The organism is Natronolimnohabitans innermongolicus JCM 12255 (assembly GCF_000337215.1).
GTDB classification, from domain to species: domain Archaea; phylum Halobacteriota; class Halobacteria; order Halobacteriales; family Natrialbaceae; genus Natronolimnohabitans; species Natronolimnohabitans innermongolicus.
Map to the genome: position 1 here is coordinate 1 of NZ_AOHZ01000015.1, position 22,421 is coordinate 22,421.

Sequence of the window (22,421 nt, forward strand, 5' to 3'; positions counted from 1 at the left end):
TGGCTCGATCCGTCCGCCGGTATCGCCGGCGTTGGATTCGGCGCGCGCGTCGCGGGTCGACGCCGGCGAGCTACCGTTGGTAGCGTCGTCCGCGGACGGTGTCGACTCCGTCGTCCCCGCGTTCGAGACGTCTGTCGTCGCGTCCGTGATCCCGCTCGAGGCGGGCTCTCGCTCGACCGACGTCTCGTCGGGAGCGGTGATGCCCGACGGGGCGTCCGTCGAGTCGGTCCCGTCGGTCAACTCGGCGTCGTCCATCGGCTCTGACGACTCCGCGGCGTCGGCTCCGTCGGTGACGGTCTCGACGGCGTTGCTGACGATGTCGCCGCTGGTTCCGGTAGGAGCGGTGTCGGAATCAGTCTCGGTGGCGCCGTCAGCGTCGACAGTCGCGGCGTCCGTGGACCCTGCGGTATCGGCGTCTGCGTCGGTATCTGCGGTCGCGGCGGCCTCGTCGAACGAGACGTTCTCGATCGTCGATTCGGCGGTCCGTTCGTCGGTCGCCGCGTCGACCGGTTCCGTATCCGAAATATCGATCGAACCGACGGCTGATTCGGTCGGATCGGTGCTCGGCTCCGACCCCGTGGACGCATCCGTCGGCGACTCGAGGTCATTCCCTGCGCCAGCACCCGTGGCTCCGGGTTCGGAACCGAGTCCGGAACCAGCGGCGGCGTCGACGGCGGACGACCCGTCAGTCCCGGTCTCCGGAACGTCAGTTACGTCGATATCGACGTCGACGACCTCGTAAATGCCGACTTCGTCGGCGGCGCGGTCGAACGCGTCGTCGCCGGTAAAGAGCCGTTCGGCGTTGCCGACGTAGGCGGCGGCCATTCGGCGACCGCCGTAGTAGACGGCATAGTAATCGCCGCTGAGGACGTTCTCGCTCAGTTCGACGTAGCCCGTAAAGGAGCCGTCCTGCAGCGTTTCGTCGACCTCCTCGAGGGGCGTCTCGTTCGTGTAGTACTTCGCTCGCGTGTCGCCGCCGCGTTCTTCCATGGTACAGAGAAGCGGCAGTGCGGGATCCGGCGCCTCGTAGGCGGTTCCGGTGGCGCTTTCGAAGGTGTCGATCGCGCCGTCGATAACGCCCACGACGCGGCCGTTCAGCATGAACAGCCACGTCCCAGCAGCGGTGACGGCGCCGGAGAAGTCGGCGTCAGCGAGATCGGAGAGACCGTCGTAGCCGCCGTTGAACGGGCGAGAATCCCATTGCTCGACGCGCTCTTGCGTGCGCGGGTCCATACGTCAACAAGCGGGAACCGGACCAAATACGTTTCGCCTAGATACTGTCTGCTTTTAGTTACTGTTCGTCTGCGTTCGAAAACCGCGACCGACGGTCCGAAGAGGTCCTCAGATCTTCGACTCGGCGTCCTCGGCAAGCTCTTTCATGCGCTTGCCGATTCGACCGGCACTCGAGAACTCGTCTTCGCTCATCCCTTTCGCCAGCGCGTTGCCAAGGACGAATACGGCGTGTTTGTGCTCGCTTTTGGACTTGTGGACGTGGGAGGGGTCGACGTCGAGCTGACGGTAGGGCTCGAACAACTCCTCGTCGACGTCCTCCCGGTCGGCGAAGTACTCCATGATGACGACGAGTTCTTCGTGGAGCTCGAGGAGTTCGTCTTTATGCATGCTCACGTGTAGGAACGGTCTCGGCTTAAGCGTTGTGTGCGAAATAGGCGCAAAAGCCAACTGTACGGGCCAGCGGCGCGGTTCACAGCGAGTAGAGAGCCGAACTGGGTTTGTTCGGGATTCCCAACACTGGGCGACGATCGAGCAGCCTCGAGCGGGCGCAGGTTAGTCGGCGGCGACCGCGGTGGCGCTCTCGCGCTGGCCGACGGGGAACCAGGCGAGGTCGTGGTCGGCGGTGACGCGGACGGCGACGCGGGAGTCGAGATTGATCCGGTCGGAGTGGTTGTGCATGCACTCGATGGTCTCGCCGGAGTCGAGTTCGACGCGGTAGAGAACGGTGGGGCCGAGATAGCGCCGGTAGACGACGGTTCCGTTGGCTTCCTCGCCGTCGGCCGGGAACGCCGTCACGTCGTCGGGTCGAACCAGAAGGTCGATGCCGGTCCCGTCGTACTGCTCGGCGAGGCCGTTGACGTCGTCCCGAAGGACGCGACCGAGCGCGGTGTCGACGCTGTCGCCGTGGACCTCGCCCGAGAGGAAGCTAGCGTGGCCGAGGAAGCCGGCGACGAAGCGCGATTTGGGCTGCTGGAAGACTCGCTGGGGCGTATCGATCTGTTCGATGTCGCCGTCGTTCATCACGGCGACGCGGTCGGAGATCGACAGGGCCTCTTCCTGGTCGTGGGTCACGGAGACGGCGGTGACGCCGGCTTCCTTGATGATCCGTCGGACCTCCTCGCGCATCTCGACGCGCAGGTCGACGTCCAGGTTCGAGAACGGCTCGTCGAGCAACAGCATCTCCGGTTCGGGCGCGAGCGAGCGAGCCAGCGCGATCCGCTGTTGCTGGCCGCCGGAGAGCTCCTCGGGATAGCTGCTGCCCTGGGACTCGAGACCGACGAGGTCGAGCAGTTCGGAGACGCGCGCCTCGGTTTCTTCGTCGGACCACTCCTGGAGCCCGAACGCGACGTTCTCGCGGGCGGTCAGGTGCGGAAAGAGCGCGAACTCCTGAAAGACGACGCCGACGCCGCGTTCTTCGGGCGGAACGAACCGACCGTTGCCGGCGACGTCAGTCTCGCGGAGGCGAATGCGACCCTCGTTTGGCTTCTCGAGGCCGGCGATGAGGCGGAGCGTCGTCGTCTTGCCACAGCCGGACGGACCGAGCAGCGTGAGAATTTCGCCGTCGCGGACGGACAGCGAGAGTTCTGGGATGACGTCTTCGGCCCCGTAGGACTTGGCGACGCCCGATAACTCGAGGACGACGTCGTCGCTGCTGGGATCCGGTCGTTGTGCCTCGGCCGCCGACGTAAGCAGTTGTCCGTTCGCCATGTATCGACCCTCCGGCGTCCGCCGGTGTCTATTATTGTTTAGGCAGGCCTAAAACACTTATAGATATCGGTCCGTTCCAGCCAGTCGGGAAGACGAACAACGGTACCGGATACGATTAGAGTTCGACGCCGCTGGGGATCAGACTGTGCTGGCGAAGCAGGTTACCGTCGTCGTCGTAGACGAGAAAGGTTCGCTTGTCGTAGGTGACGTACTGGTCGCCCTCGAGGAGGATTTCGACGTCGTAGCGTCCCTCGTCTTCGGTTGCACCCTCACCGTAGCCCCGGGCAGCGCTGATGAACTGGAGGACGTTGTCGGCGGACTCGTTGAGTTCCAGAATAAACTCGCCGGTGACGCGGTTCGTTACGCTGACGACGCCGGCCGTTTCGTCACCGAGTGGACCCTGCAGTCGGAGGGCGACGTCGGTCTCTTCGGCTGCGAGAACGTCTCCGTCGGGGCCGGTAAGGCGCTCGCGAAGCATCGTTTCCGGGCCGGTAAAATCGATCGATACCGAGGGTTTGCTCGGTTCGCTGTCGGTCTCGACCCAGTCGATATTGCTGACATCTAACGTGAAGTGCTCGCGCCTCATTCCGTACCCGAACGTTCGACCTCACACCGTATCAACGTAACGCACGATCGGTCAGCGATCGGGACGGTTTCTCCGATACCGTCCACCGTCTGCCCGACGAAAACGGCCGTCTCACTTATGGGAGTCGGCACGCGACATGCCACGGAACGGACCTTCCGGACCGATCTTACAGATGGGAGACCACACCGATCCGAACGGAACCGAGCAGTTTGACGCGGACTCCGACGCCGGGAGTGACGAGTCACGGTTCCGTCTCGCGCCGCGTCGCGTCGGCGCCGGCCTCGAGTCGACGCTCGAGCGCGCCCGTCGGACGATCCGGCGGCTGAGCGAGACGCTTCGCGGCTCGGAAATCGAGATCGAAGCCTACGACCCCGCGACGGACGATCCCCTGGTCGAGTTCGACGGCGTCGCCGGCCTCGAGGAAGTCGACCGCTACTGGGTCGACGCGCCGTTTTCGTTCGTCACGATCGGGCACGATCCCGACGCCAACCAGTACCGCTACCGCACCGTCGAGCCGACGCTTCGCGAGGACGAGGCGGCGCTGCTCGAGACGCTGCTCGAGGACGTTCGCGATCCGCTGCTTTACCGCGAGGACGACCGAGGGGGCGACGATACCGACGTCGAGACGCTCCTCCGGGAGACGATCCGCGATTACCTCGGGCGCTACGGCGCCGAGATCGACGCGGCGACGTTCTACCGACTGTTCTACTACGTCCACCGCGATTTCCGGGGCTACGGGCGACTCGAGCCGATCATGCGCGACCCCCACGTCGAGGACGTCTCCTGTGACGGCTACGACCTGCCGATCTTCGTCTATCACGACGAGTACACCGACGTCGAGACCGACGTTTCGTTCGGGCCAGACGCTCTCGATAGCTTCGTCGTCCGGCTGGCCCAGCACTCGGGACGACACATCTCGGTCGGCGAACCGATGGTCGAGACGACCCTCCCCGACGGCTCCCGCGCGGAGCTGGCTCTCGGAGACGAAGTGACACCGCGGGGCTCCGCGTTCACCGTCCGCAAGTACGCCGAGGAGCCGTTCACGCCGATCGACCTCCTCGAGTACGGCACGTTCAACGTCGAGCAGTTGGCCTACCTCTGGCTGGCGATCGAGCACAACAAGAGCCTCGTCTTCGCCGGCGGGACGGCCTCGGGGAAGACGACGAGCATGAACGCCGTCTCGATGTTCATCCCGCCGCGGGCGAAGGTGGTGACGATCGAGGACACCCGCGAACTCCAGTTGTATCACGACAACTGGCTCTCGTCGGTCACGCGCGAACGGCTCCACGACGGGACGGACGTCACGATGTACGATCTTCTTCGGTCGTCGCTCAGACACCGGCCCGAGTACATCGTCGTCGGCGAGGTCCGCGGCGAGGAGGCGATCACGCTCTTTCAGGCGATGAACACCGGCCACACGACCTACTCGACGATGCACGCCGACTCGATCCGGACGGCGATCAACCGCCTGGAGAACGATCCGATCGACGTCCCCCGACCGATGGTCCAGAGCCTGGATATCCTTTCCGTACAGACGCTGACTCGACTCGATGACGGTCGCGCCCGCCGAAACAAGGTGCTGGCCGAAATCGACGGCATCGACCAGCGCACGGGCGAACTCGACTACTCGACGGCGTTCACCTGGGACGGCGAGACCGACAGCTTCCGCTCGAGCGGGAGCCGCGTTCTCGAGGAGATCCGCGACGAACGCGGCTGGTCCCGCGGCGACCTGCTCGCCGAACTCGAGCGCCGCGAACGCTTCCTCGAGTACCTGCAGGCGACCGGCACGACCGACTACCGCCGGTTTACCGCGCTGGTCAACGAGTACGACGCCGATCGAGACCGCGTCCTCGAGCGGATCGATGCGACCGACGTCGGCGACGAGAACGACCGGCGCGACGCCGGCGACGGTGATCGGCCCGGAGCCGATTCCGACGATTGCCCCTCGAGTGACGCCAGCGACGATGTACTCGAGCCCGATTCCCGACAGCCGATCGATCACGCATGACGCTCGCGAACGCCCTGCCGCTGCTGGTCGCAGTGTGTTGTTGCGTGCCGATCGGTCTCGCACGAGTTCACCAGGGGGTCGATCGCCGGCTGACGCGGACCGCGATCGTGCTGTTCGGCGGCTACGTCGACGAGTTTCGCGACCAGCACCCGAACAGGCGGGCTGCGCTCCGGGCCGCGCGGGTGCCGGTGACCTACCGCGAGTACGGCGCGAAAACCGTCCTGTACGCGACCCTCGCTGCGATCCTGGGATCCGTTCTCGGGATCTACGTCGTCTGGGGGCTGTTGCTCGTGCTCTCGATCGATCCCGAAACGCTCCGGGACGCGCTGCCGAGCGTCCTCTCGTTTCTCGCCAACCTCGGCGGCGTTCCCGCGCTGTCGCCGACCGAACTCTTCGCGTTGCTGGTCGCGTCCTGTCTCACGCTCGGCGCGCTCGCCGGCGGCGCCACCTACTGGCTTCGCTGGTGGTACCCCGCCTCCGTCGCCGATACCCGCGCGCGAGCGATCGCGGCCGGCCTCCCCTCGACCGTCGCCTTCGTCTACGCCCTCTCGAAGAGCGGGATGGCCGTCCCCGAAGTGATCCGCATCGTCGCCGCACAGCGAGACACCTACGGCGAGGCCGCCGCCGAATTCGAGGTCGCCGTCCGCGAAATGGACACCTTCGGCGTCGACGTCGTCACCGCGCTCCAGACGATGGGGCGACGGTCGCCGAGCCCGCAGTTTCGCGAGTTCACCGAGAACTTCGTCAGCGTCCTCCGGAGCGGCCACAGCCGCTCTGCGTTCCTCGAGCGCCAGTACCGCGAGTACCAGGAGGAGGCCGAATCCCAGCAGGAGCGAACCCTCGACCTGCTCTCGACGCTCGCGGAGGCCTACGTCACCGTTCTCGTCGCCGGTCCGCTGTTCTTGCTCACGGTGCTGGTCGTCATCGGCATCTCCGTCGGCGACACGCTCGAGCCGTTGCGGGCGCTCGTCTACGTGATCCTCCCGCTTGGCAACCTCGCGTTCGTGGTCTACCTGAGCGTCGTCACCGAGAAGATCACGCCCGGCGACTCGAGCGGCGGGGCCGACTCGAGCGTCGACGGCAGTCCGTTCGCGACCGGCGCCGTCCGGCGGCCGCGGGCGGACGGTGGGGCGACCGTCGGTACCGGGGTAACCGATTCCGACGCCGAAACCGCGGCCGCGGATCCGAACTCGAGCGTCAGCGCGAACCTCGAACGACTGCGGTACTATCGTCGGCTTCGCGGGCTTCGCGAGCGATTCGGCGATCCGCTGCGGACGCTTCGGGATCGACCCGCGCTGTCGCTTCTGGTAACCGTTCCGATCGCCCTCGCGGGCGTCCTCTGGCAGCTTCGGGGCGCACTCGAGGGCGGGTTCGACGTCGCGGCGGTCGACGACGCCGTGGCCGTGGGTCTACTGTTCGTCCTCGCCGTCTTCGCGGTCTGCTACGAGTCCCATCGGCGGCGAATCGAGGCGATCGAAGCGGCGATTCCCGACTTCCTCGATCGGCTGGCCGGCGTCAACGAGGCCGGCACATCGGTCGTCTCGGCGATCGACCACGTCCGCGGCTCCGAACTGGGGCCGCTCGGGGCGGAACTCGATCGCGTCCGGGCTGACGTACAGCTAGGTGCGTCCCTCCAGACGGCGCTCGCCCGCCTCGAGAGCCGCGTTCGGACGCGGTCGACGTCCCGCGTCGTCACGCTGTTGACCCAGGCGATGAACGCGAGCGGCAATCTGGGCACGGTCCTCCGGATCGCCGCCAGACAGGCCGCCGCCGATCGACGACTCGAGCGCGAGCGCGCCCAGGCGATGGTCGAGTACCTGCTCGTCGTTTACGTCTCCTTTCTCGTCTTCCTGTTTATCATCGCCGTGCTCGCGGGCTCCCTCCTGCCGAACCTTCCCGCGGAGGGGGCTGACGCGGCGGGCGACGCCGCCGCCGGCACCGCCGTCGACGGCCTCGGCGGCTTCTCGGCGGCCGACCGCGCAACCTACGACGCGCTGTTCTACCACGCGACGCTCGTCCAGGGGCTGCTGTCGGGGCTGATCGCCGGCCAACTCTCGAGCGGGGACGTCCGGGCCGGCGCGAAACACGCCGCCGCGATGATCGCGCTGTCGATCGTGACGTTTGCCGTGGTGATCTGAGGGCCGAACGACCGCCCGCGGGCGTCGTTCGACTCCGACGGGACGGGGGTCGCGTTTCTGGTGCCGGAGGGGAGCCCGAGCGCCGCAGTGCGAACGGCTTTTGCGCGTTCCGCGAGGAGTTCGGCGCATGGCCGACCAGCAGGACCGCGAGGACGAGCGCGCGTCGCAGCCAACCGACGCGGCGCGGCGGGCCGCCGTCCGCGACACCTACGATCGGATCGCCTCCCACTTCGCCTCGACGCGAGAGTACCCCTGGCCCGAAGTCGAAGCGTTCGTCGACGACCACGCCCGCGGGGCTTCCCCCGGGGACGCCGACACCCCCCGCGTCGGCCTCGACCTCGGCTGCGGAAACTGCCGCCACGCCGAACTGCTGGCCCCGCACTGCGAGACCGTCGTCGGCCTCGACGCTAGCCGCGGCCTGCTCGAGACCGGCCGCGAGCGCGCTACCGAACGGGCGTTCGCGGTCGCGCTCTGTCAGGGCGACGCCGCCGCGTTGCCGCTCGCGACCGACAGCGTCGACCTCGCCGTCTACGTCGCCACGCTCCACCACCTGCCGACGGCCCGCGCCCGCCGGAAGAGCCTCGACGAACTTGCGCGGGTGCTCGCCCCCGACGGCCGCGCGCTCGTCAGCGCCTGGTCGACCGCCCACGACCGATTCGACGAAACCGAAGGCTTCGACACGACGGTCGAGTGGACCCTCCCCGGCGGCGAGACGATCGACCGCTTCTATCACATCTACGCCCCAGCGGAGTTCGACGCGGCACTCGAGGCCAGCGCCCTCGAAGTGCGATCGTGGGAACTCTCGAGCGGGAACTGCTACGCGACGGTCGCCGGTGGGGCAGACGGGTGACGGCGGTCGGAACCGGCTGACTCGAGCGGGTTGATCGAAAACGGAAGGGCCTTAAACTCGGAACCAGAATCGAAGACTGCGCGCGGATGGTCTAGTGGTAGGACCTGAGCCTTCCAAGCTCATGGCCCGGGTTCAAATCCCGGTCCGCGCATTGCTGTCGCGAACAAATTCGTGAGCGACAGCAATCGGAAAAGGGATTTGAAGCACGCGAGTCGCAGCGCGAACGGAGTGAGCGACCGTCTCGCATCGGGTTCAAATCCCGGTCCGCGCACTTTTCGACGAACGAACGTGAGGAGAAAATGCGCGATTGAGGGAACACTGCTGTCAGAAAGCGGTGCAGACGTTGTTCAAGTGGAAGCGACACGAGTTCGATAGCGCGGTCGAATGGGAGCCGAAACTATCGTTTGCATCGCGATCGCTCCACGGTCCGCGCGATTTTTCTCACGCGTGACGAACGAAAGCGCGTTCGGGAGGCCGTGCTCGAATATCGTGAGATTCCCGATTACAACACCGTTACACCGAATGAGCGTGAACACTGGTGGCGGTATCTCGCACAGCGATTGGGAAAGTCGAAGGACGCGGATGAACCGACGCTTGCACCACCTCCCGTTCCGCGCCCTTCAGTTCTATACGTCCTACAAGGCGTCGTTCGAGGGAATCCCGATTGGATGGATTGACCCGTGCAAGACGAGTCAACGGTGTCCGCTGTGCGGGCACGCCGAACGAGCAAACCGCAACAAGAAGCGGTTCAACTGTCGGTCGTGCGGACATCAAGAGCACAGTGACCGTGGTGCAAGCGTCAACATCGCCGTCAAAGGCATCGAGAAGCATCAGGACTGGAATGTGCCTGCTCTCAACAGCCTTCCCACTGTTCGGAAGGTGTCGTTCGAAAGACGGAGTCTTTCGTGATCAAGCGAAGCCTTCGGCTTCGCGGACCTCGCGGGATCAGAGATCCCGCTTAGTGACGAGACGCTTCGCGTCTCGAACCACTTGATCCCGAGGCGGTTCACGGTGCGGTACGATCGAGCGCCGATCGAGGAACGAAAGGCGACACTCGAGCAGATGGGGTACTTCCCCTTCAAATAATTAGTGTACGCACAAGGTTATTGTTCTCGAGGTCAAATAATCGGTCAGCATATGGCTGACGACGAATCTCTGGCACCACCCGAAGCGATCGAGATCGGGGACGAGGCAGAACATACCGACGAATGGACGGAGGAGATGCCGGGAGTCGACCGCGTGATTTCGGTCGCGTTGACGATCGAGCAACCACGGACGGCGGACTGGATCGCGAAGCAAGCGGAGGTATCACCGACGACGGCACGGAACCACCTCGAGCGGTTGGTCGATCTGCATATCCTGAGTGCAGTCGAACAGCGAGGTGCGAAGACGTACTACCCCGATGCCGCGTACCAGCGGTTCAAAGAAGTATCACAGCTGATCGAGGAACACACTCGAAGCGAGATCGAGACGATAGCGGTCACCGCAAAGGAGGACATCGAGGAGCTCAGGGAAACGTACGGTGTCGAGAGCGCGGATGAACTACGGAAACTCGCGACGGCCGAAGGCACCTCCTCGACGGAGGCGCGGGAGTACTTCAAAAAGGCTTCTGAGTGGGACTCGCACATGCACATGGTCTCGATAGCAGAGGAAGCGCTCGAGCGATACGAGAAATTCGGCGAACACTACCGACCGTCGGTGGATTCTGCTGCATAAATGTATCTCGACGATTTGCTGGCAGATGGCGGATTCGACCCGATCGGTCTCTCCGGTCGTCGGGGTCGGATCTTCGAGCAGTTACGGGTCAATCTGAACCACCATCCCGCGACCGAAACGGTAGTCGTCAGACCGACACGCGACCAGAAAGATCGGAAACTCATCGCTCAGTTCGATACGCAGATCCTGGTCGATGGGCTCGTCGACGCGGACGAAGCCAGACTCGAGATCAACTGGTGGACGCACCCGGCCGGAATCGACGACCAGTTCAAATTTCACTACGTCGAGTCGACGGGCTACGATTGTGGCTGGCACCGACAACCGCATCCGGAGGAGTCGGACATCCCGTTCGACCACTTTCAGCAGCGGGCCTCGCCGGAGAGCGACTATCAGTACCAGGGCATCGACTTTCTGGAAGACACTCCCATCGGACTACTGTGGGAAGTGACGCGAACGCGACTTCCAAGGATCATCCGGGCTCGGTACGATCCTGATACGGAGTTTTAGGATTCGTCGGCTACCGCATCGTAATCCCCTGGTGACGGTCCATGTCGCGTCGTCCGATGAACCGCAGCAATCGCTCACAAACCGGATCAGGTGTCATGTCCTCGAGCCGTCGTCGGTCGAGAAATCAGAATCAGTGATTACGTCGTCTGCCTTCACATTCGGGTAATCGTTCGGACCGATCACTGAGATCCCCCGTAGCGATGAGAGATCGTGGTCGACTGAAAACAGCGGTAGACTGGATGGTACGTGTTACAGATGTAAGCCCCGAAGCTCACGATACGGGCCTTTGTACTATCCTAGATAGTATTGCGAGTCGAGGAAACCAGGAACGCTGACGAGGGAAAATCCAACACGGAGGCGGGGTGACCGTCGAAACAGTCGTTGAGTCTGTGTCCTTCAACGTCGATTTGGTCCCTGTTTGATGGGTGATATCACACGGATTGTGACAGACCCCTTCCAAGCTCATGGCCCGGGTTCAAATCCCGGTCCGCGCATTGCTGCTGCGAACAAATCCGTGAGCAGCAGCAATCGTATTAGGGATTTGAAGCACGCGAGTCGCAGCGCGAACGGAATGAGCGACCGTCTCGCATCGGGTTCAAATCCCGGTCCGCCAAAACCGAACCCCCACAAGCCCGAGCTCTTCGTTCGATTCAGGTGCGAAACGAATGCACACTCGGTGTGAAACGAGTAATTTCGAAAGTCCAGCCGAATGCACTCTCTCTATCGGTCGGACAGTCACTCGTCTCGGAGGTAGCAACGATATCGGAGACCCATATTGTCACAGCTTCCCATGGCATGGAGAGTTGCTTTTTGCCCGGGAGAGGTCCACACAGATAATGAAACAGACGGAAGCGTTCCGAGTGCTTGCCAGCGCAGACCGTCAGCTTATTCTCCACGAACTTTGCAAAAATGGCGGCAAAGCTACTGTAGACGAACTGGCAGAACAGGTTGCCGTATGGAGACATCGAATTTCGCCGGACGAGATTACCGACGACAAAATCCCACGCGCCCACGTTCGATTACACCATACCCATCTTCCTCAGTTAGTGGAAAACGGGGTCATCAGCCACGATCCGAACGAGGAAACGGTCGTTCTACACGACAACGAGTCCGTAGAGCAACTGTTTGCGGCTGCTGAAGAAATCGAGGGATGGCCGCCAGACGACTTTCTCGAGCGGTCATCCAGTGGTACGCACCATCGTAGCCACTGAACGAGTGTCCCTCCGTCGTCACTGAACGAATTGTCAAGCACTCTAGCGATCAGGTGTACAGACGTTCAAAAGGAAACCAAGGCGGAGTCCCCACACCACCGTGTGCGGGGTGGTTGACCGGGGACTGCATCACTTCCATAGCGTCGATGGGCCACTCGAGTTGTCGACCAACAGGAGAGATAGTAGCCACTGAACGTTACTGCCCATCTGATCGCAGTACGGCGTTACGATCAGTGTGTGAATCGTTTCAGTGGCTACTCTAGTGTGGCTGTCGACAGACAGCGCCGAGCACCGGTTTTCGGACACTGACCCCTAGAGATATAGACGCCTCGCACGTACATTCGAACCACGATCATGACCACTACACGCGACATTATCGACGAGAGTGTACCGGCCTTCGAATCGACGACGACGGTCGACGACGTGATCGACACCATCCGAACGTCGGCGGACGGATCGGAACGAACCGTCTATTATGCGTACGTCGTCGACGAAGACGGGGTTCTCGAGGGCGTCATCTCGCTGCGCGAACTCCTGAACGCCGGCGGGGAGACGTCGGTCGATGAGGTCGCGACGAACGACGTCGTCTTCGTCCAGCGAAGCGACTCCATCGACCGCGTGGCGACGGCGTTCTCCCGACACAAGTTCATGGCGCTGCCGGTCGTCGACGAGTCGCAGGAACTGGTCGGAACCGTCACGGCCGGCGACGTCATCGAGGCGCTCGACGAGGAGACCTCGAAGAAGGTCCTCCGGACGACGATCCGCGACATCGAGTACGATCCGGCCGACGAAAGCGCCTACGAGTGTTTCAACTGCGGAACGATCGTTCAGGCGACGACCAATCCGGGCACGTGTCCGAACTGCGGCAGCGACATGCGCCACCGACAGACGTCGATCGAGTGACCTCTCCCACGACTCGAGTCGTGGGCTTTCTCCTCGAGTTTCTGTACCCTCGTCGACACACGCTGTAGCGACGGCGTCTCGAGTCGCCGACGAAGTCATCCAAAGCACTTGCGAATCCCGGCACTGCTCCTACGATCCCGAGCGGATAACCTCGCCTATGAGCGACGCAGCGACCAGATACGCCGAAGGTGACGAGGTAGCGACCTCCGACGGCCGCGGCGTCGTGGCGGCCGTGCTGACCGGCGACGTCGAGTTTCCCCAGGGCGGCGGCGAGGACGACTACGCCGACGTCTCCGCGAGCGACGACCAACCGGCGTACGTCGTCGGCCTCGAGGCCGTCGGCTCGGCGATCTACCGTGCGTCGGCCCTCGAGTCGAGCGACCTCAAGGACGACGACGCGACTCGGGAGACCGATGGCGAGGCCGAGACCGAGGTCGTCGACGAAGACGTCGACGGACTCGACGGGCTGCCGGAGGGGTGGGATCGGGACAGCGTCCTCGAGTACTGGTCGTCGATCGGCGGCACCTGGGAGGCGTGCGTCGACGATCTGGCCGACGACGAGGAGTTCAGCGAGGAGCGCGCGAAAGAGCACTGTTCGGCGATGAAAGACGAAGTGGTTCGGACCGAGCGCTGGCGGAATCGGTTCTGAGAGCTATTCTCCCGTCTCGAGCGGGCGGGCGTCGGTTCGCCCCTCGAGGTCGACCGTCAGCGCGAAGACGATCCCGAGGACGAGTCCGAAGACGAGGTGTCCGAGGAGGCTCTCGATGGCAGCCGTCGGGAAGTCGCCCACCTGCGCGCCGGCGCCGCCGACGTCCGTCCAGACGGGAAGGACGAGCAGCGGCAGGATCGCGAAGACCGCGAGTCCGAAGACGAACCCCGCGCCGACGACCCGGAGGACGATTCCGGCGCCGGAGAGCGCCTCCGTCTCGGTATCCGTCCGAAGGACGCCGAGAACGGCCTCGCGAGTGACGAGGACCCCGAAAATGAGCCCGAGCAGGACGCCGTGTGCGATATGAATTCCCCAGCCGATCACGCCCTCCGTCTCGAGGCCGTAGACCGACGGAATCGCGGCCTCGACGATCACCGGATCGAACAGCCACAGGACGAGGCCGAACGCGGCCGCACCGAGCGCGCCGCCGACTGCACCGCCGACGACCCAGCCAGTGGTACCGCTGAGGCCGAACGCCGACGCGGTTTCGGTTGTTGTACTCATAGCTTCCGTATACGTACCGTCGCCAAAAGGATTCGACTGGCAACACCAACGTCGGTGACTCGAGTTGCTGGCTCCCAACTCAAGCGATGGAGTTCCCCGTTCGTCGACTCGAGCGAACCGACGGCCGAGCCACCGACGCATATACTGTCGGACAGCAGTCAGTGCGCAGTCGGTCGCGAATTCGCGGTCGGCTCCGTAGGCGACGACCGCAGTCGCGCGACCGATCGTCGAGTAGTGCTGTCCGGCAGTATTAGTTGCTCGCGGCCGAACGGCGACCGTGGAGTACGACCTGCTCGGCTGGCCGCCCGACGGACCGCGACTGCGCCTCGACTACGAGCGGTTCAGCTACGCCGGCAAGTTCGTCATGAGCACCACCGGGAAAGCCGTCGCTCGAGACGTCTCCGAGGAGGGCGGCGGTCTCGGGGCTGACGCCCACGAAACCGACGGACTCGAGCGCACGGACGAACGCGACGGCAGCGAGAGCGCGTCCGACTCCGAACTCGACGCTGCTTCTGGATCCGGGCCCGAGCCCGAGTCCGAACCCGAGTCCGGTCTCCCGCCCGCCGATCCGTCGATCGTCGCCGCCGTCGCGTTCAACGAGGACCGTACCGACCCCGACGCGCTCTGGCTGCGCTACGTCACCGTTGCGCGCGACCGCCGCGGCGAGGGGATCGGCCCCGACCTCTGTGCGTTCGTCCGCGACCGCGCCAGAGAGCGCGGCTACGATCGGCTACGGATCGCCGTCAACAATCCTTTCGCCTACGAGGCGCTGTATCGCGCCGGCTTCGCCTACACGGGCGAGACGACCGGCATCGCCGAACTCGTCCTCGAGTTTCCGACGCCGGTCGACGAGAGCGCCGCCACCGACCGATACCACAGCGGCCTCGAGAAGTTCCGCGAGCGCGACCGCTCCGCGGCGGAAACGCAGTTCCTCGAGTCGAGACGCGACAGCGAGCCGCCGGGGCTCGAGTTCTGAGCCTCGAGCCGTGGATCGGGAGATCGGGGGGTCGGGAGATCGGTGGTCTCAAAACGCTGGCGCGCGGTGGTGCGGCGAGCGCCGGCAGCGCGAGACACAGCACGAACCGCGAGGGGCGAGCGAGCGCCGGCGGCGCGAGCGAGTCGGCTGGGGTGGGTGAGGAACTCCTCGGTGCCACGATACTGGTTCCGCCCGCTCGAGTCCTTGCCGAGTGACTCCGACCGTAGTCGGTCGACTACTGCAACGATCCGACCGTAGACACGAGGGATTTCCACGTCCTCCCCAGCCGACTCGCTCACTCCTTTCAGTCGCTCGCTCGTCCCTCGCACGATTTCGAACCGCGTCTCGCGCTCGCTCGCCGCGGTTCAGCGCGCGCCACCGCACGTGGTTGCAGTAGTCGGTACGCGAGAGGTCGGTACGAGGGGGTTGGTCGATCCGAGGGAGTGGTCAGTACGAGGGCAGTAACGGCGATCTCTACTGCTGTACTGAGCGATGAGAACTCGAGTCGGAGCACGCGGGCCGGTTACCGGCTCCGAAACACCGACGCACGATACGCTCTCGACCGACGGGAAGCCAATGATACAAATCCCGGTCCGCCTAACGAAGCGGTAATGGGAAACGCAGCACTCCGTGACATCGCGGTCATCGAGGAGGTCCCCTTCGACGAGATCGAAGGGGTCGTCGCCGTCGACGCGCACAACTGGCTCTACCGCTATCTGACGACGACCGTCAAGTGGACCGATAGCTCGAAGTACACCACGGCCGACGGCACCGAGGTCGCCAACCTGATCGGGATCGTCCAGGGGCTCCCGAAGTTCTTCGAGAACGACATCACGCCTGTGATGGTCTTCGACGGCGGCCCCTCCGAACTGAAAGACGACGAGATCGAATCCCGCCGCGAGCAACGGCGCAGCTACGAAGCGCAACTCGAGACGGCCCGCGAGGAAGGCGACGCGGTCGCAATCGCCCAGCTCGAGTCCCGAACGCAGCGGCTGACGCCGACGATCCAGGAGACCAGTCGCGAACTCCTTCGGCTGCTCGACGTCCCGATCGTCGAGGCGCCCGCCGAGGGCGAGGCGCAGGCCGCCCACATGGTCCGCCGGGGTGACGCCGACTACGTGGGCTCGGAAGACTACGACGCCCTGCTGTTCGGCGCTCCGCTAACTCTCCGCCAGCTGACGAGCAAGGGCGACCCCGAACTGATGGACCTCGAGGCGACCCTCGAACGCCACGAGCTCACCCTGGAACAGCTGATCGACGCCGCGATCCTCATCGGGACGGACTTCAACGAGGGCGTCTCCGGCATCGGGCCGAAGACCGCACTGACGGCGATCACCGACCACGGCGACCTCTGGAGCGTCCTCGAGGCTCGGGGCGCCCACGTCGAGCACGGCGACCGCGTCCGCCAGCTGTTCCGGGAGCCGAACGTCACCGACGAGTACGAGTTCGAGACGGCGCTCGATCCCGACCTCGAGGCCGCTCGAGAGTTCGTCTGCGAGGAGTGGGCGGTCGACGACGACGAAGTCGCCCGCGGCTTCGAGCGGATCGACGAGAGCGTCACCCAGACGGGGCTGGACCGCTGGACCTGAGACGAACCGCCGTCCGCCCGACTCCCGTCAAATCCAACCGAGATAAGCGCTCCATACCGACGATTGGTCGTTCGTCTGCGCGTGGAGGCACCCAGTTCCTGCGTTTTTTGGCCGCGATGACCGTCGACGATGACGTAGGGATGGTCTCGAGACGACCGTCTCGGCTCCCGAGTCGACCCGTTTCACTCCCAGAACGGCCGACGGACGGCCCTCAATCCGACCGGTCCGGCCAGAGGCGCCTGGAGACGCGGTCGGTTACGTTACCGACGGCGCCGACCGACGAGAGGTAGCCGACGCCGACCGTCGACTTCAGCGCCTTGGCAGCGCGGCCCGTCACCACCGTCGAACCGACGCGCGCGACCGCGTCGTCGCCGACGCTAACCAGCCAGCCCGGGGAATCGAACGAAAACGACTCGAGTTGCGGGTCCTCGCCGCTACCTGCCGTTCCGTCGGCCTCGACGAGTCGCTCGACGTTCGCCGCGACCGCCTCCGCCTCGCGAACCGCGGCCTGTGCGCTCGCCGGCACCGGCTTTCCGTCGGCGTCGACGACCCGCGCGGCGTCGCCCAGGACGAACGTTCGCTCGTCGATTCGCAGGTCGGCCTCGACCGTCGGCCGTTCCCCCTCGAACGCGTCCGGGCCGCGGATGCCGCCCGTCCAGACGAACGCGTCGGACTCGAGGCACTCCCCCGACTCGAGGGAAACGGCGTCCGCGTCGGCCCCGACGACGCCGGTTCCCGTTCGCACCTCGACGCCGGCGTCCGCGAGGGTGCGGTCGACCGCCCGCTGAAAATCAGGCGAGAACCCCGGCGCGACGGCGTCGGCTTGCTCGAGCAGGGTGACCGTCGCCGACCCGTACTCGTCGTCGGCGAGGGCCGCGAGCTCGCCCGCGACCTGGACGCCCGAGAGGCCGGCGCCGCCGACCACGAGCCGTCCGTCGTCGTCGCCGCGGATCGCCTCGAGCGCCCGCCGTCGGATCCGGCGGGCGTGGGCGAGTCGTTTCAACGGCAGGCCGTGTTCGGACACTCCCTCGAGGCCGTAGTACGCCGTCCGCGCGCCCAGACAGAGCGCCGCGATATCGTACTCGAGTTCGCCGTCGGAAAGCGAGATGACGCGCGCTTCGCGGTCGATCGCCTCGACGCGGGCGACGCGGACCGCCGCGCGCTCGCAGACGGCGGGTAACGGGACGCGAATCTCGTCGGCCAGTTCGGGTCGCCGGATCACCCGGTGGAGTTCGTGCTGGACGAGGTGGTCCGGCGACTCGTCGACCAGCGTCAGGTCGACGGAGTCGGGGAGGGTCGACTCGAGCGTCCGCGTCAGGGTCAGCCCCGCGTAGCCGGCGCCACAGACGACGACGTGCATAGCGGATATACGGGCTCGAGGGGGAAATCGTAGTCGTCGGAGAACGTCGCTGCAGGTCCGATCGCCGAACAGCGCCGCGAACAGCGCGTTCCCTCAGAACAGGTGGTCGTCGAGCAGTTTGGCGGGACCGCCGACGTCCCAGACGGTCGTGGAGACGCCGCAGTCGGCGACCGCCTCCTCGACTCGTTCGGCGTACTCCTCGGTCGTGTTGACGTAGACGCTCGCGCCGGTGTCGGTCGAGAAGTAGACGGGGATATCCTCCTCCTCGCGGAGTTCGCGAACGGCGTTGAAGATCTTCAGGGTGGCCGGCTGCCAGTAGACCCACGCCGAGGGGCCGGTCATCGTCGTCGCGGCCAGCGACAGCGAGTCGTGTTCGGCGAGTTCGAACGCGCGGTCGAAGTCGTTGTTCCGGAGGGCGTCGCGCATCTCGGCGATCTGCTCGTGGATGTGGGCGTTTCGCGCCTGGAACATGTGGCTGTCGGCGGCCTCGCGGTGGGCGTCTTCGGTCTCCTTGTGGTAGGGGACGAGGCCGACGATAATCTTCAGGTCCTCGTGGAGATCCGTCGGGATGCGCCGCGAGCGACAGTCCTCGTCGTTGAGCCCGGTGTAGAGCTGCGAGAAGGCGCCGGTGACGGCGCGAGCCGCGGAGGCCGAGCCGACGCGGGCGATCGTCGACACCTCCTGGCGCGAGGCGTCGAGTTCGGCGGCTTCGGCGAGGGCCATCGCTGCGGCCGCGAAGCCGGACGACGAGGAGCCAAGCCCCACGTTCGAGGGGAAGCTGTTCTCGCTCTCGAGTCGAACCGGGTACACCGTGTGAGCGGCGACGGACTTCGACCGCGCTTTCTCGACGACGGCTTCGACGCGCTCTGCGGCCCGCCCCTCGAGTTCCTCGCCGTCGACGACGAACGTGTCCTCGTCGTAGTCCATCGAGAACTCGACGGTGGTGCGGGTGTGACTCGGCGCGGTACAGAGGCTGATGCTGTCGTGGTAGGGAAGTCGCTGAATCTCGTCGCGCATCCCGTGATACTTGACCAGCCCCTGAATCGGGTGGGCCATCGCGGTCGCTTTCATACCCGGATACGCGGATGATGACCGCTTAAAGGTCACGGCATTCGATCGAACGGGTGGAATCGGCGCCGTCGGCCGCCGGATCAAACCGTCTCCTGGAGTAGCCACTGAAAGTCAGTGCACACCCAATCGCACGAGCGCTGTGCGATTGGTGTGTAAACAGTTTCAGTTGTTACTATAGAGCGACCGGCGCCACTCCCGAAGCGCCTCGAGGTCGGCTTCGATCGCGGCCAGTCGCCGGTCGTGGGCTTCGAGGTCGTCGTCGAGGCGGTCGACGTGTCGGGAGAGCGCCGACCGAAGCAGGACGGTCTCGCGCTCGAGACGCTCTCCGAGATCGTCGACGCGGTCGTCGACGACCAGGTCGTCCGTGCGAGGGTCGCGGTTGGACGACGGGTCACCGGAATCCTCGAGTCGCGACTCGAGGCTTGCGACGCGTTCCTCCAGGTCGTCGACGCGGTGGGAAAGCGAACTCCGAAGCGCCTCGAGGTCGGTCTGGAGCCGTCTGGTCTCGGCCCGGCGTTCGGACAGGCGGTCGTCGACGTCCGAGATCGCTCGGGAGACGTCGTCGAGTCGCGGTTCGATCGACTCCTCGAGGCGCGCCCGGAGGTCGTCGTCGATCGCCTCGAGGGCGTCGATCTCGGACCGGATCGACTCGCGTTCGTCGGCGGCCGGGACGAGGTCGGCTCGGCGTTCCGGAGGGAGGGGCGTCGCCGGTGGCGCCCCCGATTCTCCGTCAGCGTCGTCGACAGCCTGTCGCTCCGCGTCGCCCTCGAGGGAGAGCGCCTCGCGAAGCGCCGCCGTCCGGCGGCCGGACCGATCGCTCCGGAGGTCGAGAAGCAGCGCCTCGAGTACGTCGGTTTCGGGGCGAGCCGTCGACTCGTTGGATACGTCGGGCTCGTCGGGCTCGCGGCCGTCCGAATCGGTGGAGTCGCGTTTCGGTGCCATTGCGTTCGCGCGTTTCGATGAATCTCGGGGCGGGTCGTTCGCGCCTGACGGCGCCGATCGGTTCGCCGTCGGCGGGTTCGAAACCGACGGCCGACCGACAGCGCGTCGGCAGTTGGTGTACGAAACACTATCCGAATATATAATATCTTTGTTTATGAAAGAAATGTTTGTTTAGTGGTCTCGACCGACGCGAACTGCCACCGTCCGCCGGCACCGTCCGTCGGCGGCGACTCCACCCGATCGGCGCGAACCGAACGGCTCAAATGCGCGCTCTCGCAATGAGTTCGCCATGGGAACACCGCTCGAGAGCCGCGAGACGCAGGCCGAAACAGTCATCGAGCGCCTCGAGGAGGCGTATCCGGACTCGACGATTTCGCTTCGCTACTCGAACCGTCTGGAACTGCTGATCGCCGTGATCCTCTCGGCGCAGTGTACCGACGAGCGCGTCAACACGGAGACGGAACACCTCTTCGAGAAGTACGGCGGGGCCGAAGACTACGCGAACGCTCCCGAGGAGGAGCTCGCGGAGGATCTGAACTCGATCACCTACTACAACAGCAAGGCGGGCTACATCAAGAGCTCCTGTGAGACCATCCTCGAGGAACACGACGGCGAGGTTCCCGATACGATGGACGAACTGACGGAACTCTCGGGCGTCGGCCGGAAGACGGCCAACGTCGTCCTCCAGCACGGCCACGACGTCGTCGAAGGCATCGTCGTCGACACCCACGTCCAGCGGCTCACTCGCCGGCTCGGCCTGACGGAGGAGCAGCGTCCGGAAGCGATCGAACAGGAACTGATGGAGATCGTCCCCGAGGGCTACTGGCAGCAGTTCACCCACCTCTGTATCGATCACGGTCGCGCAACCTGTACGGCCCGTAATCCCGACTGCAGCGACTGCGTGCTGGCCGATATCTGTCCGTCGGCGAAAGGCGACAGCGAGGTCGATCTGGCGTCGGGCGAGCCCTGGTGAGCGCGCCGACGGTGGCCCGGGTCCTACCCGTCCTCGAACCCGATCTCGGCCCGGTGTTCGAACGCCGACCTCTGCAAGCCCAACGCCTTTTCAGAGCTCGATGGTAGCATCGACCGGGATCAGTATGTCCGATAGCACCGACGAGACCGGCAAAGACGAACACGGGCGCGACGTCGAACTGGCACACGAAGACACCGAGGCCGACGACGACGAAGAGGAGCTGACCGAGGAGGAAAAGGAGGCTCGAGAGCGCCAGGACGAAGAACAGCGCCGACAGGACATCGAGCACAAGTCCGACGACCGCGTCGACGACGCCCTAGAACAGGAAAACCCCGATAACCACCGGGACGAAGAGCCCTACAACAGCTAGCGCGAACGCGCTTTGCGCCCTGTGACCCGGTCGACGCCGGCGCTCGTATCGTCGCATTCATCTCATCCTTTTCGCACCGAGTCTCCGACGCGAACTCATACGGGTTACTGTCCGTCAGTTCCGGCGCAACAGCGACCCGCATGGCGGTTGCGCCGGTACACCGGTAGAGTAGTCCGTATCAGTCGTCCGAAGCCGACGGTACGACCGTCGAGAGCGTCCCGTCGACGTCGAGCGAGACCCGCGACCCGAGACCGACCGTCTCGAGGAGCCGATCGTCGGCGACGACCGCGATTTCGCACTCGTCGCGCTCGACCGACAGCGAGAGCGACTCGTCGGGCAGGACCCAGCGAGACGCGTTGGTGACGAACGGCGCGATCGGCGCGACGACGACGGCGTCGACCGCCGTCGAGAGCTGGGGGCCGGAAATCGCGCTGGCGTAGCCGTGACTGCCCGCCGGCGTGGCGGCGACGATACCATCAGCCCGGACGGTTTCGACCGGCTCGCCTCGGCTCGCCACGGCGAACTCCGAGATTCGCGCCGGCTGGTCGGTGACGAGGGTGACGTCGAACAGGGCGCGGTAGGCGTCGTCGCTGTCGCCCCGCTCCGGGTTCGAATCACCGGCGTCGGACCCGCCGCCGCGCTCGATCTCGAGGCCGAGTATCGGGTGCCGGACGAAATTGCAGTCCGACCGGCCTTCGATCGCGAGGAGCGACTCGAGGGCGGCCGGCGCGCGGTCCGCCCTCACGGTTTCGATGCCGTCGACGTCGCCGACCGGGAGGACTGGAGCGTCGGGACCGGCGCGGGCGAGCGCCGAGAGCGCGGGCTCGCCGCCGGCGACCAGCAGCGACGGGTCGGCCGCGAGAACGTCGGAACGGGAGCCGCGGACGCTCCGCGCGTCGTGGGCGCGTAGCGTCGATTCGAGGGCGTCGGCCTCGCGGGTTGTGATCGTTGGCGACGACTCGTCGTCCGTAACGATACCGACGAGCGGCTCCTCGGCGTCCGACCACGCGGCGTCCATACCGGTTCGTTGGCACGGATCGAGGAAAAAGCGTGCGGGTATAAAGCGGG

20 protein-coding genes, 1 tRNA gene and 2 pseudogenes are annotated in these 22,421 nt (G+C 65.3%); 14 read left to right on the plus strand and 9 right to left on the minus strand.

Annotated elements, in window-relative coordinates; translation table 11 throughout:
• The 4 genes and pseudogenes from C493_RS02940 to C493_RS02955 form a co-directional block, all read right to left on the minus strand.
• Nucleotides 1-1,233, minus strand: a pseudogene (locus C493_RS02940) (transcriptional regulator); the annotation flags it as partial.
• A gap of 108 nt (nucleotides 1,234-1,341) precedes the next feature.
• A complete protein-coding gene (locus C493_RS02945) occupies nucleotides 1,342-1,620 on the minus strand; it encodes a UPF0058 family protein (protein ID WP_007257910.1) in 279 nt (92 codons plus the stop codon).
• Between the two features lie 165 nt (nucleotides 1,621-1,785).
• Nucleotides 1,786-2,940 carry an ABC transporter ATP-binding protein gene (locus C493_RS02950; RefSeq protein WP_007257911.1) on the minus strand — a complete coding sequence of 385 codons (1,155 nt, stop codon included), beginning with the start codon at nucleotides 2,938-2,940 and terminating at the stop codon, nucleotides 1,786-1,788.
• A gap of 115 nt (nucleotides 2,941-3,055) precedes the next feature.
• Nucleotides 3,056-3,526, minus strand: a complete 471-nt coding sequence (locus tag C493_RS02955) for a DUF5793 family protein (RefSeq protein WP_007257912.1) — start codon at nucleotides 3,524-3,526, stop codon at nucleotides 3,056-3,058.
• Nucleotides 3,527-3,698: 172 nt separating this feature from the next.
• On the opposite strand from C493_RS02955, the gene C493_RS02960 reads away from it, so the two are divergent.
• The 10 genes and pseudogenes from C493_RS02960 to C493_RS02995 all read left to right on the plus strand — a co-directional run bounded on the left by C493_RS02960 (nucleotide 3,699) and on the right by C493_RS02995 (nucleotide 13,508).
• Nucleotides 3,699-5,534, plus strand: a complete 1,836-nt coding sequence (locus tag C493_RS02960; protein WP_007257913.1) for a type II/IV secretion system ATPase subunit — start codon at nucleotides 3,699-3,701, stop codon at nucleotides 5,532-5,534.
• Nucleotides 5,531-7,672, plus strand: a complete 2,142-nt coding sequence (locus C493_RS02965) for a type II secretion system F family protein (RefSeq protein WP_007257914.1) — start codon at nucleotides 5,531-5,533, stop codon at nucleotides 7,670-7,672. Before C493_RS02960 ends, C493_RS02965 begins: the two co-directional genes overlap by 4 nt.
• A 127-nt stretch (nucleotides 7,673-7,799) precedes the next feature.
• Complete coding sequence (locus C493_RS02970; RefSeq protein WP_007257915.1) at nucleotides 7,800-8,522, plus strand: class I SAM-dependent methyltransferase; 723 nt, start codon at nucleotides 7,800-7,802, stop codon at nucleotides 8,520-8,522.
• Between the two features lie 80 nt (nucleotides 8,523-8,602).
• A tRNA-Gly gene (locus tag C493_RS02975) sits at nucleotides 8,603-8,673 on the plus strand.
• 425 nt (nucleotides 8,674-9,098) lie between these two features.
• A pseudogene (locus tag C493_RS22010) lies at nucleotides 9,099-9,431 on the plus strand (zinc ribbon domain-containing protein); the annotation flags it as partial.
• Nucleotides 9,432-9,659: 228 nt separating this feature from the next.
• Nucleotides 9,660-10,238, plus strand: coding sequence for a DUF7342 family protein (locus C493_RS02980; RefSeq protein ID WP_007257916.1), 579 nt, complete (start codon nucleotides 9,660-9,662; stop codon nucleotides 10,236-10,238).
• On the plus strand, nucleotides 10,239-10,745 hold the full coding sequence (locus C493_RS02985) for a hypothetical protein (RefSeq protein ID WP_007257917.1): 507 nt from the start codon (nucleotides 10,239-10,241) through the stop codon (nucleotides 10,743-10,745).
• Nucleotides 10,746-11,581: 836 nt separating this feature from the next.
• On the plus strand, nucleotides 11,582-11,956 hold the full coding sequence (locus C493_RS22015) for a DUF7344 domain-containing protein (protein WP_083912359.1): 375 nt from the start codon (nucleotides 11,582-11,584) through the stop codon (nucleotides 11,954-11,956).
• Nucleotides 11,957-12,310: 354 nt separating this feature from the next.
• Nucleotides 12,311-12,859 (plus strand): rubrerythrin-like domain-containing protein, encoded by a 549-nt coding sequence (locus C493_RS23715; protein ID WP_007257919.1) that lies wholly within the window; start codon nucleotides 12,311-12,313, stop codon nucleotides 12,857-12,859.
• 157 nt (nucleotides 12,860-13,016) lie between these two features.
• Nucleotides 13,017-13,508: a hypothetical protein gene (locus tag C493_RS02995; protein WP_007257920.1), complete on the plus strand. Its 492-nt coding sequence runs from the start codon at nucleotides 13,017-13,019 to the stop codon at nucleotides 13,506-13,508.
• 3 nt (nucleotides 13,509-13,511) lie between these two features.
• Here the strand turns inward: C493_RS02995 and C493_RS03000 are convergent, their stop codons facing one another.
• A complete protein-coding gene (locus C493_RS03000) occupies nucleotides 13,512-14,072 on the minus strand; it encodes a hypothetical protein (protein WP_007257921.1) in 561 nt (186 codons plus the stop codon).
• A 277-nt stretch (nucleotides 14,073-14,349) separates the two neighbouring features.
• Here C493_RS03000 and C493_RS22455 point away from each other — a divergent pair, with 277 nt between their 5' ends.
• Nucleotides 14,350-15,048, plus strand: coding sequence for a GNAT family N-acetyltransferase (locus C493_RS22455; protein ID WP_007257922.1), 699 nt, complete (start codon nucleotides 14,350-14,352; stop codon nucleotides 15,046-15,048).
• Between the two features lie 611 nt (nucleotides 15,049-15,659).
• Nucleotides 15,660-16,637, plus strand: a complete 978-nt coding sequence (fen, locus tag C493_RS03010; RefSeq protein ID WP_007257923.1) for a flap endonuclease-1 — start codon at nucleotides 15,660-15,662, stop codon at nucleotides 16,635-16,637.
• A gap of 211 nt (nucleotides 16,638-16,848) precedes the next feature.
• Here the strand turns inward: fen and C493_RS03015 are convergent, their stop codons facing one another.
• From C493_RS03015 to C493_RS03025, 3 genes are all read right to left on the minus strand, one after another.
• Nucleotides 16,849-17,997: an NAD(P)/FAD-dependent oxidoreductase gene (locus C493_RS03015; RefSeq protein ID WP_007257924.1), complete on the minus strand. Its 1,149-nt coding sequence runs from the start codon at nucleotides 17,995-17,997 to the stop codon at nucleotides 16,849-16,851.
• Nucleotides 17,998-18,090: 93 nt separating this feature from the next.
• Complete coding sequence (gene mvaD / locus C493_RS03020; protein WP_007257925.1) at nucleotides 18,091-19,068, minus strand: phosphomevalonate decarboxylase MvaD; 978 nt, start codon at nucleotides 19,066-19,068, stop codon at nucleotides 18,091-18,093.
• 162 nt (nucleotides 19,069-19,230) lie between these two features.
• Nucleotides 19,231-20,010, minus strand: coding sequence for a hypothetical protein (locus C493_RS03025; protein ID WP_007257926.1), 780 nt, complete (start codon nucleotides 20,008-20,010; stop codon nucleotides 19,231-19,233).
• A 289-nt stretch (nucleotides 20,011-20,299) separates the two neighbouring features.
• Between C493_RS03025 and nth the strand changes: the two genes are divergently transcribed.
• Both nth and C493_RS03035 read left to right on the plus strand, forming a co-directional pair.
• Nucleotides 20,300-20,983 (plus strand): endonuclease III, encoded by a 684-nt coding sequence (nth, locus tag C493_RS03030; protein WP_007257927.1) that lies wholly within the window; start codon nucleotides 20,300-20,302, stop codon nucleotides 20,981-20,983.
• A gap of 124 nt (nucleotides 20,984-21,107) precedes the next feature.
• Nucleotides 21,108-21,353: a hypothetical protein gene (locus C493_RS03035; protein WP_007257928.1), complete on the plus strand. Its 246-nt coding sequence runs from the start codon at nucleotides 21,108-21,110 to the stop codon at nucleotides 21,351-21,353.
• A gap of 178 nt (nucleotides 21,354-21,531) precedes the next feature.
• Here the strand turns inward: C493_RS03035 and C493_RS03040 are convergent, their stop codons facing one another.
• Nucleotides 21,532-22,371: an NAD(+)/NADH kinase gene (locus C493_RS03040; RefSeq protein ID WP_007257929.1), complete on the minus strand. Its 840-nt coding sequence runs from the start codon at nucleotides 22,369-22,371 to the stop codon at nucleotides 21,532-21,534.
• Nucleotides 22,372-22,421 lie beyond the last annotated feature (50 nt).

What these genes read in the sequence shown, in the direction of transcription:
- C493_RS02945 (WP_007257910.1), bottom strand. Translation starts at nt 1,620, where the DNA reads ATGCATAAAGACGAACTCCTCGAGCTCCACGAAGAACTCGTCGTCATC.
- C493_RS02950 (WP_007257911.1), bottom strand. Translation starts at nt 2,940, where the DNA reads ATGGCGAACGGACAACTGCTTACGTCGGCGGCCGAGGCACAACGACCG.
- C493_RS02955 (WP_007257912.1), bottom strand. Translation starts at nt 3,526, where the DNA reads ATGAGGCGCGAGCACTTCACGTTAGATGTCAGCAATATCGACTGGGTC.
- C493_RS02960 (WP_007257913.1), top strand. Translation starts at nt 3,699, where the DNA reads ATGGGAGACCACACCGATCCGAACGGAACCGAGCAGTTTGACGCGGAC.
- C493_RS02965 (WP_007257914.1), top strand. Translation starts at nt 5,531, where the DNA reads ATGACGCTCGCGAACGCCCTGCCGCTGCTGGTCGCAGTGTGTTGTTGC.
- C493_RS02970 (WP_007257915.1), top strand. Translation starts at nt 7,800, where the DNA reads ATGGCCGACCAGCAGGACCGCGAGGACGAGCGCGCGTCGCAGCCAACC.
- C493_RS02980 (WP_007257916.1), top strand. Translation starts at nt 9,660, where the DNA reads ATGGCTGACGACGAATCTCTGGCACCACCCGAAGCGATCGAGATCGGG.
- C493_RS02985 (WP_007257917.1), top strand. Translation starts at nt 10,239, where the DNA reads ATGTATCTCGACGATTTGCTGGCAGATGGCGGATTCGACCCGATCGGT.
- C493_RS22015 (WP_083912359.1), top strand. Translation starts at nt 11,582, where the DNA reads ATGAAACAGACGGAAGCGTTCCGAGTGCTTGCCAGCGCAGACCGTCAG.
- C493_RS23715 (WP_007257919.1), top strand. Translation starts at nt 12,311, where the DNA reads ATGACCACTACACGCGACATTATCGACGAGAGTGTACCGGCCTTCGAA.
- C493_RS02995 (WP_007257920.1), top strand. Translation starts at nt 13,017, where the DNA reads ATGAGCGACGCAGCGACCAGATACGCCGAAGGTGACGAGGTAGCGACC.
- C493_RS03000 (WP_007257921.1), bottom strand. Translation starts at nt 14,072, where the DNA reads ATGAGTACAACAACCGAAACCGCGTCGGCGTTCGGCCTCAGCGGTACC.
- fen (WP_007257923.1), top strand. Translation starts at nt 15,660, where the DNA reads ATGGGAAACGCAGCACTCCGTGACATCGCGGTCATCGAGGAGGTCCCC.
- C493_RS03015 (WP_007257924.1), bottom strand. Translation starts at nt 17,997, where the DNA reads ATGCACGTCGTCGTCTGTGGCGCCGGCTACGCGGGGCTGACCCTGACG.
- mvaD (WP_007257925.1), bottom strand. Translation starts at nt 19,068, where the DNA reads ATGAAAGCGACCGCGATGGCCCACCCGATTCAGGGGCTGGTCAAGTAT.
- C493_RS03025 (WP_007257926.1), bottom strand. Translation starts at nt 20,010, where the DNA reads ATGGCACCGAAACGCGACTCCACCGATTCGGACGGCCGCGAGCCCGAC.
- nth (WP_007257927.1), top strand. Translation starts at nt 20,300, where the DNA reads ATGGGAACACCGCTCGAGAGCCGCGAGACGCAGGCCGAAACAGTCATC.
- C493_RS03035 (WP_007257928.1), top strand. Translation starts at nt 21,108, where the DNA reads ATGTCCGATAGCACCGACGAGACCGGCAAAGACGAACACGGGCGCGAC.
- C493_RS03040 (WP_007257929.1), bottom strand. Translation starts at nt 22,371, where the DNA reads ATGGACGCCGCGTGGTCGGACGCCGAGGAGCCGCTCGTCGGTATCGTT.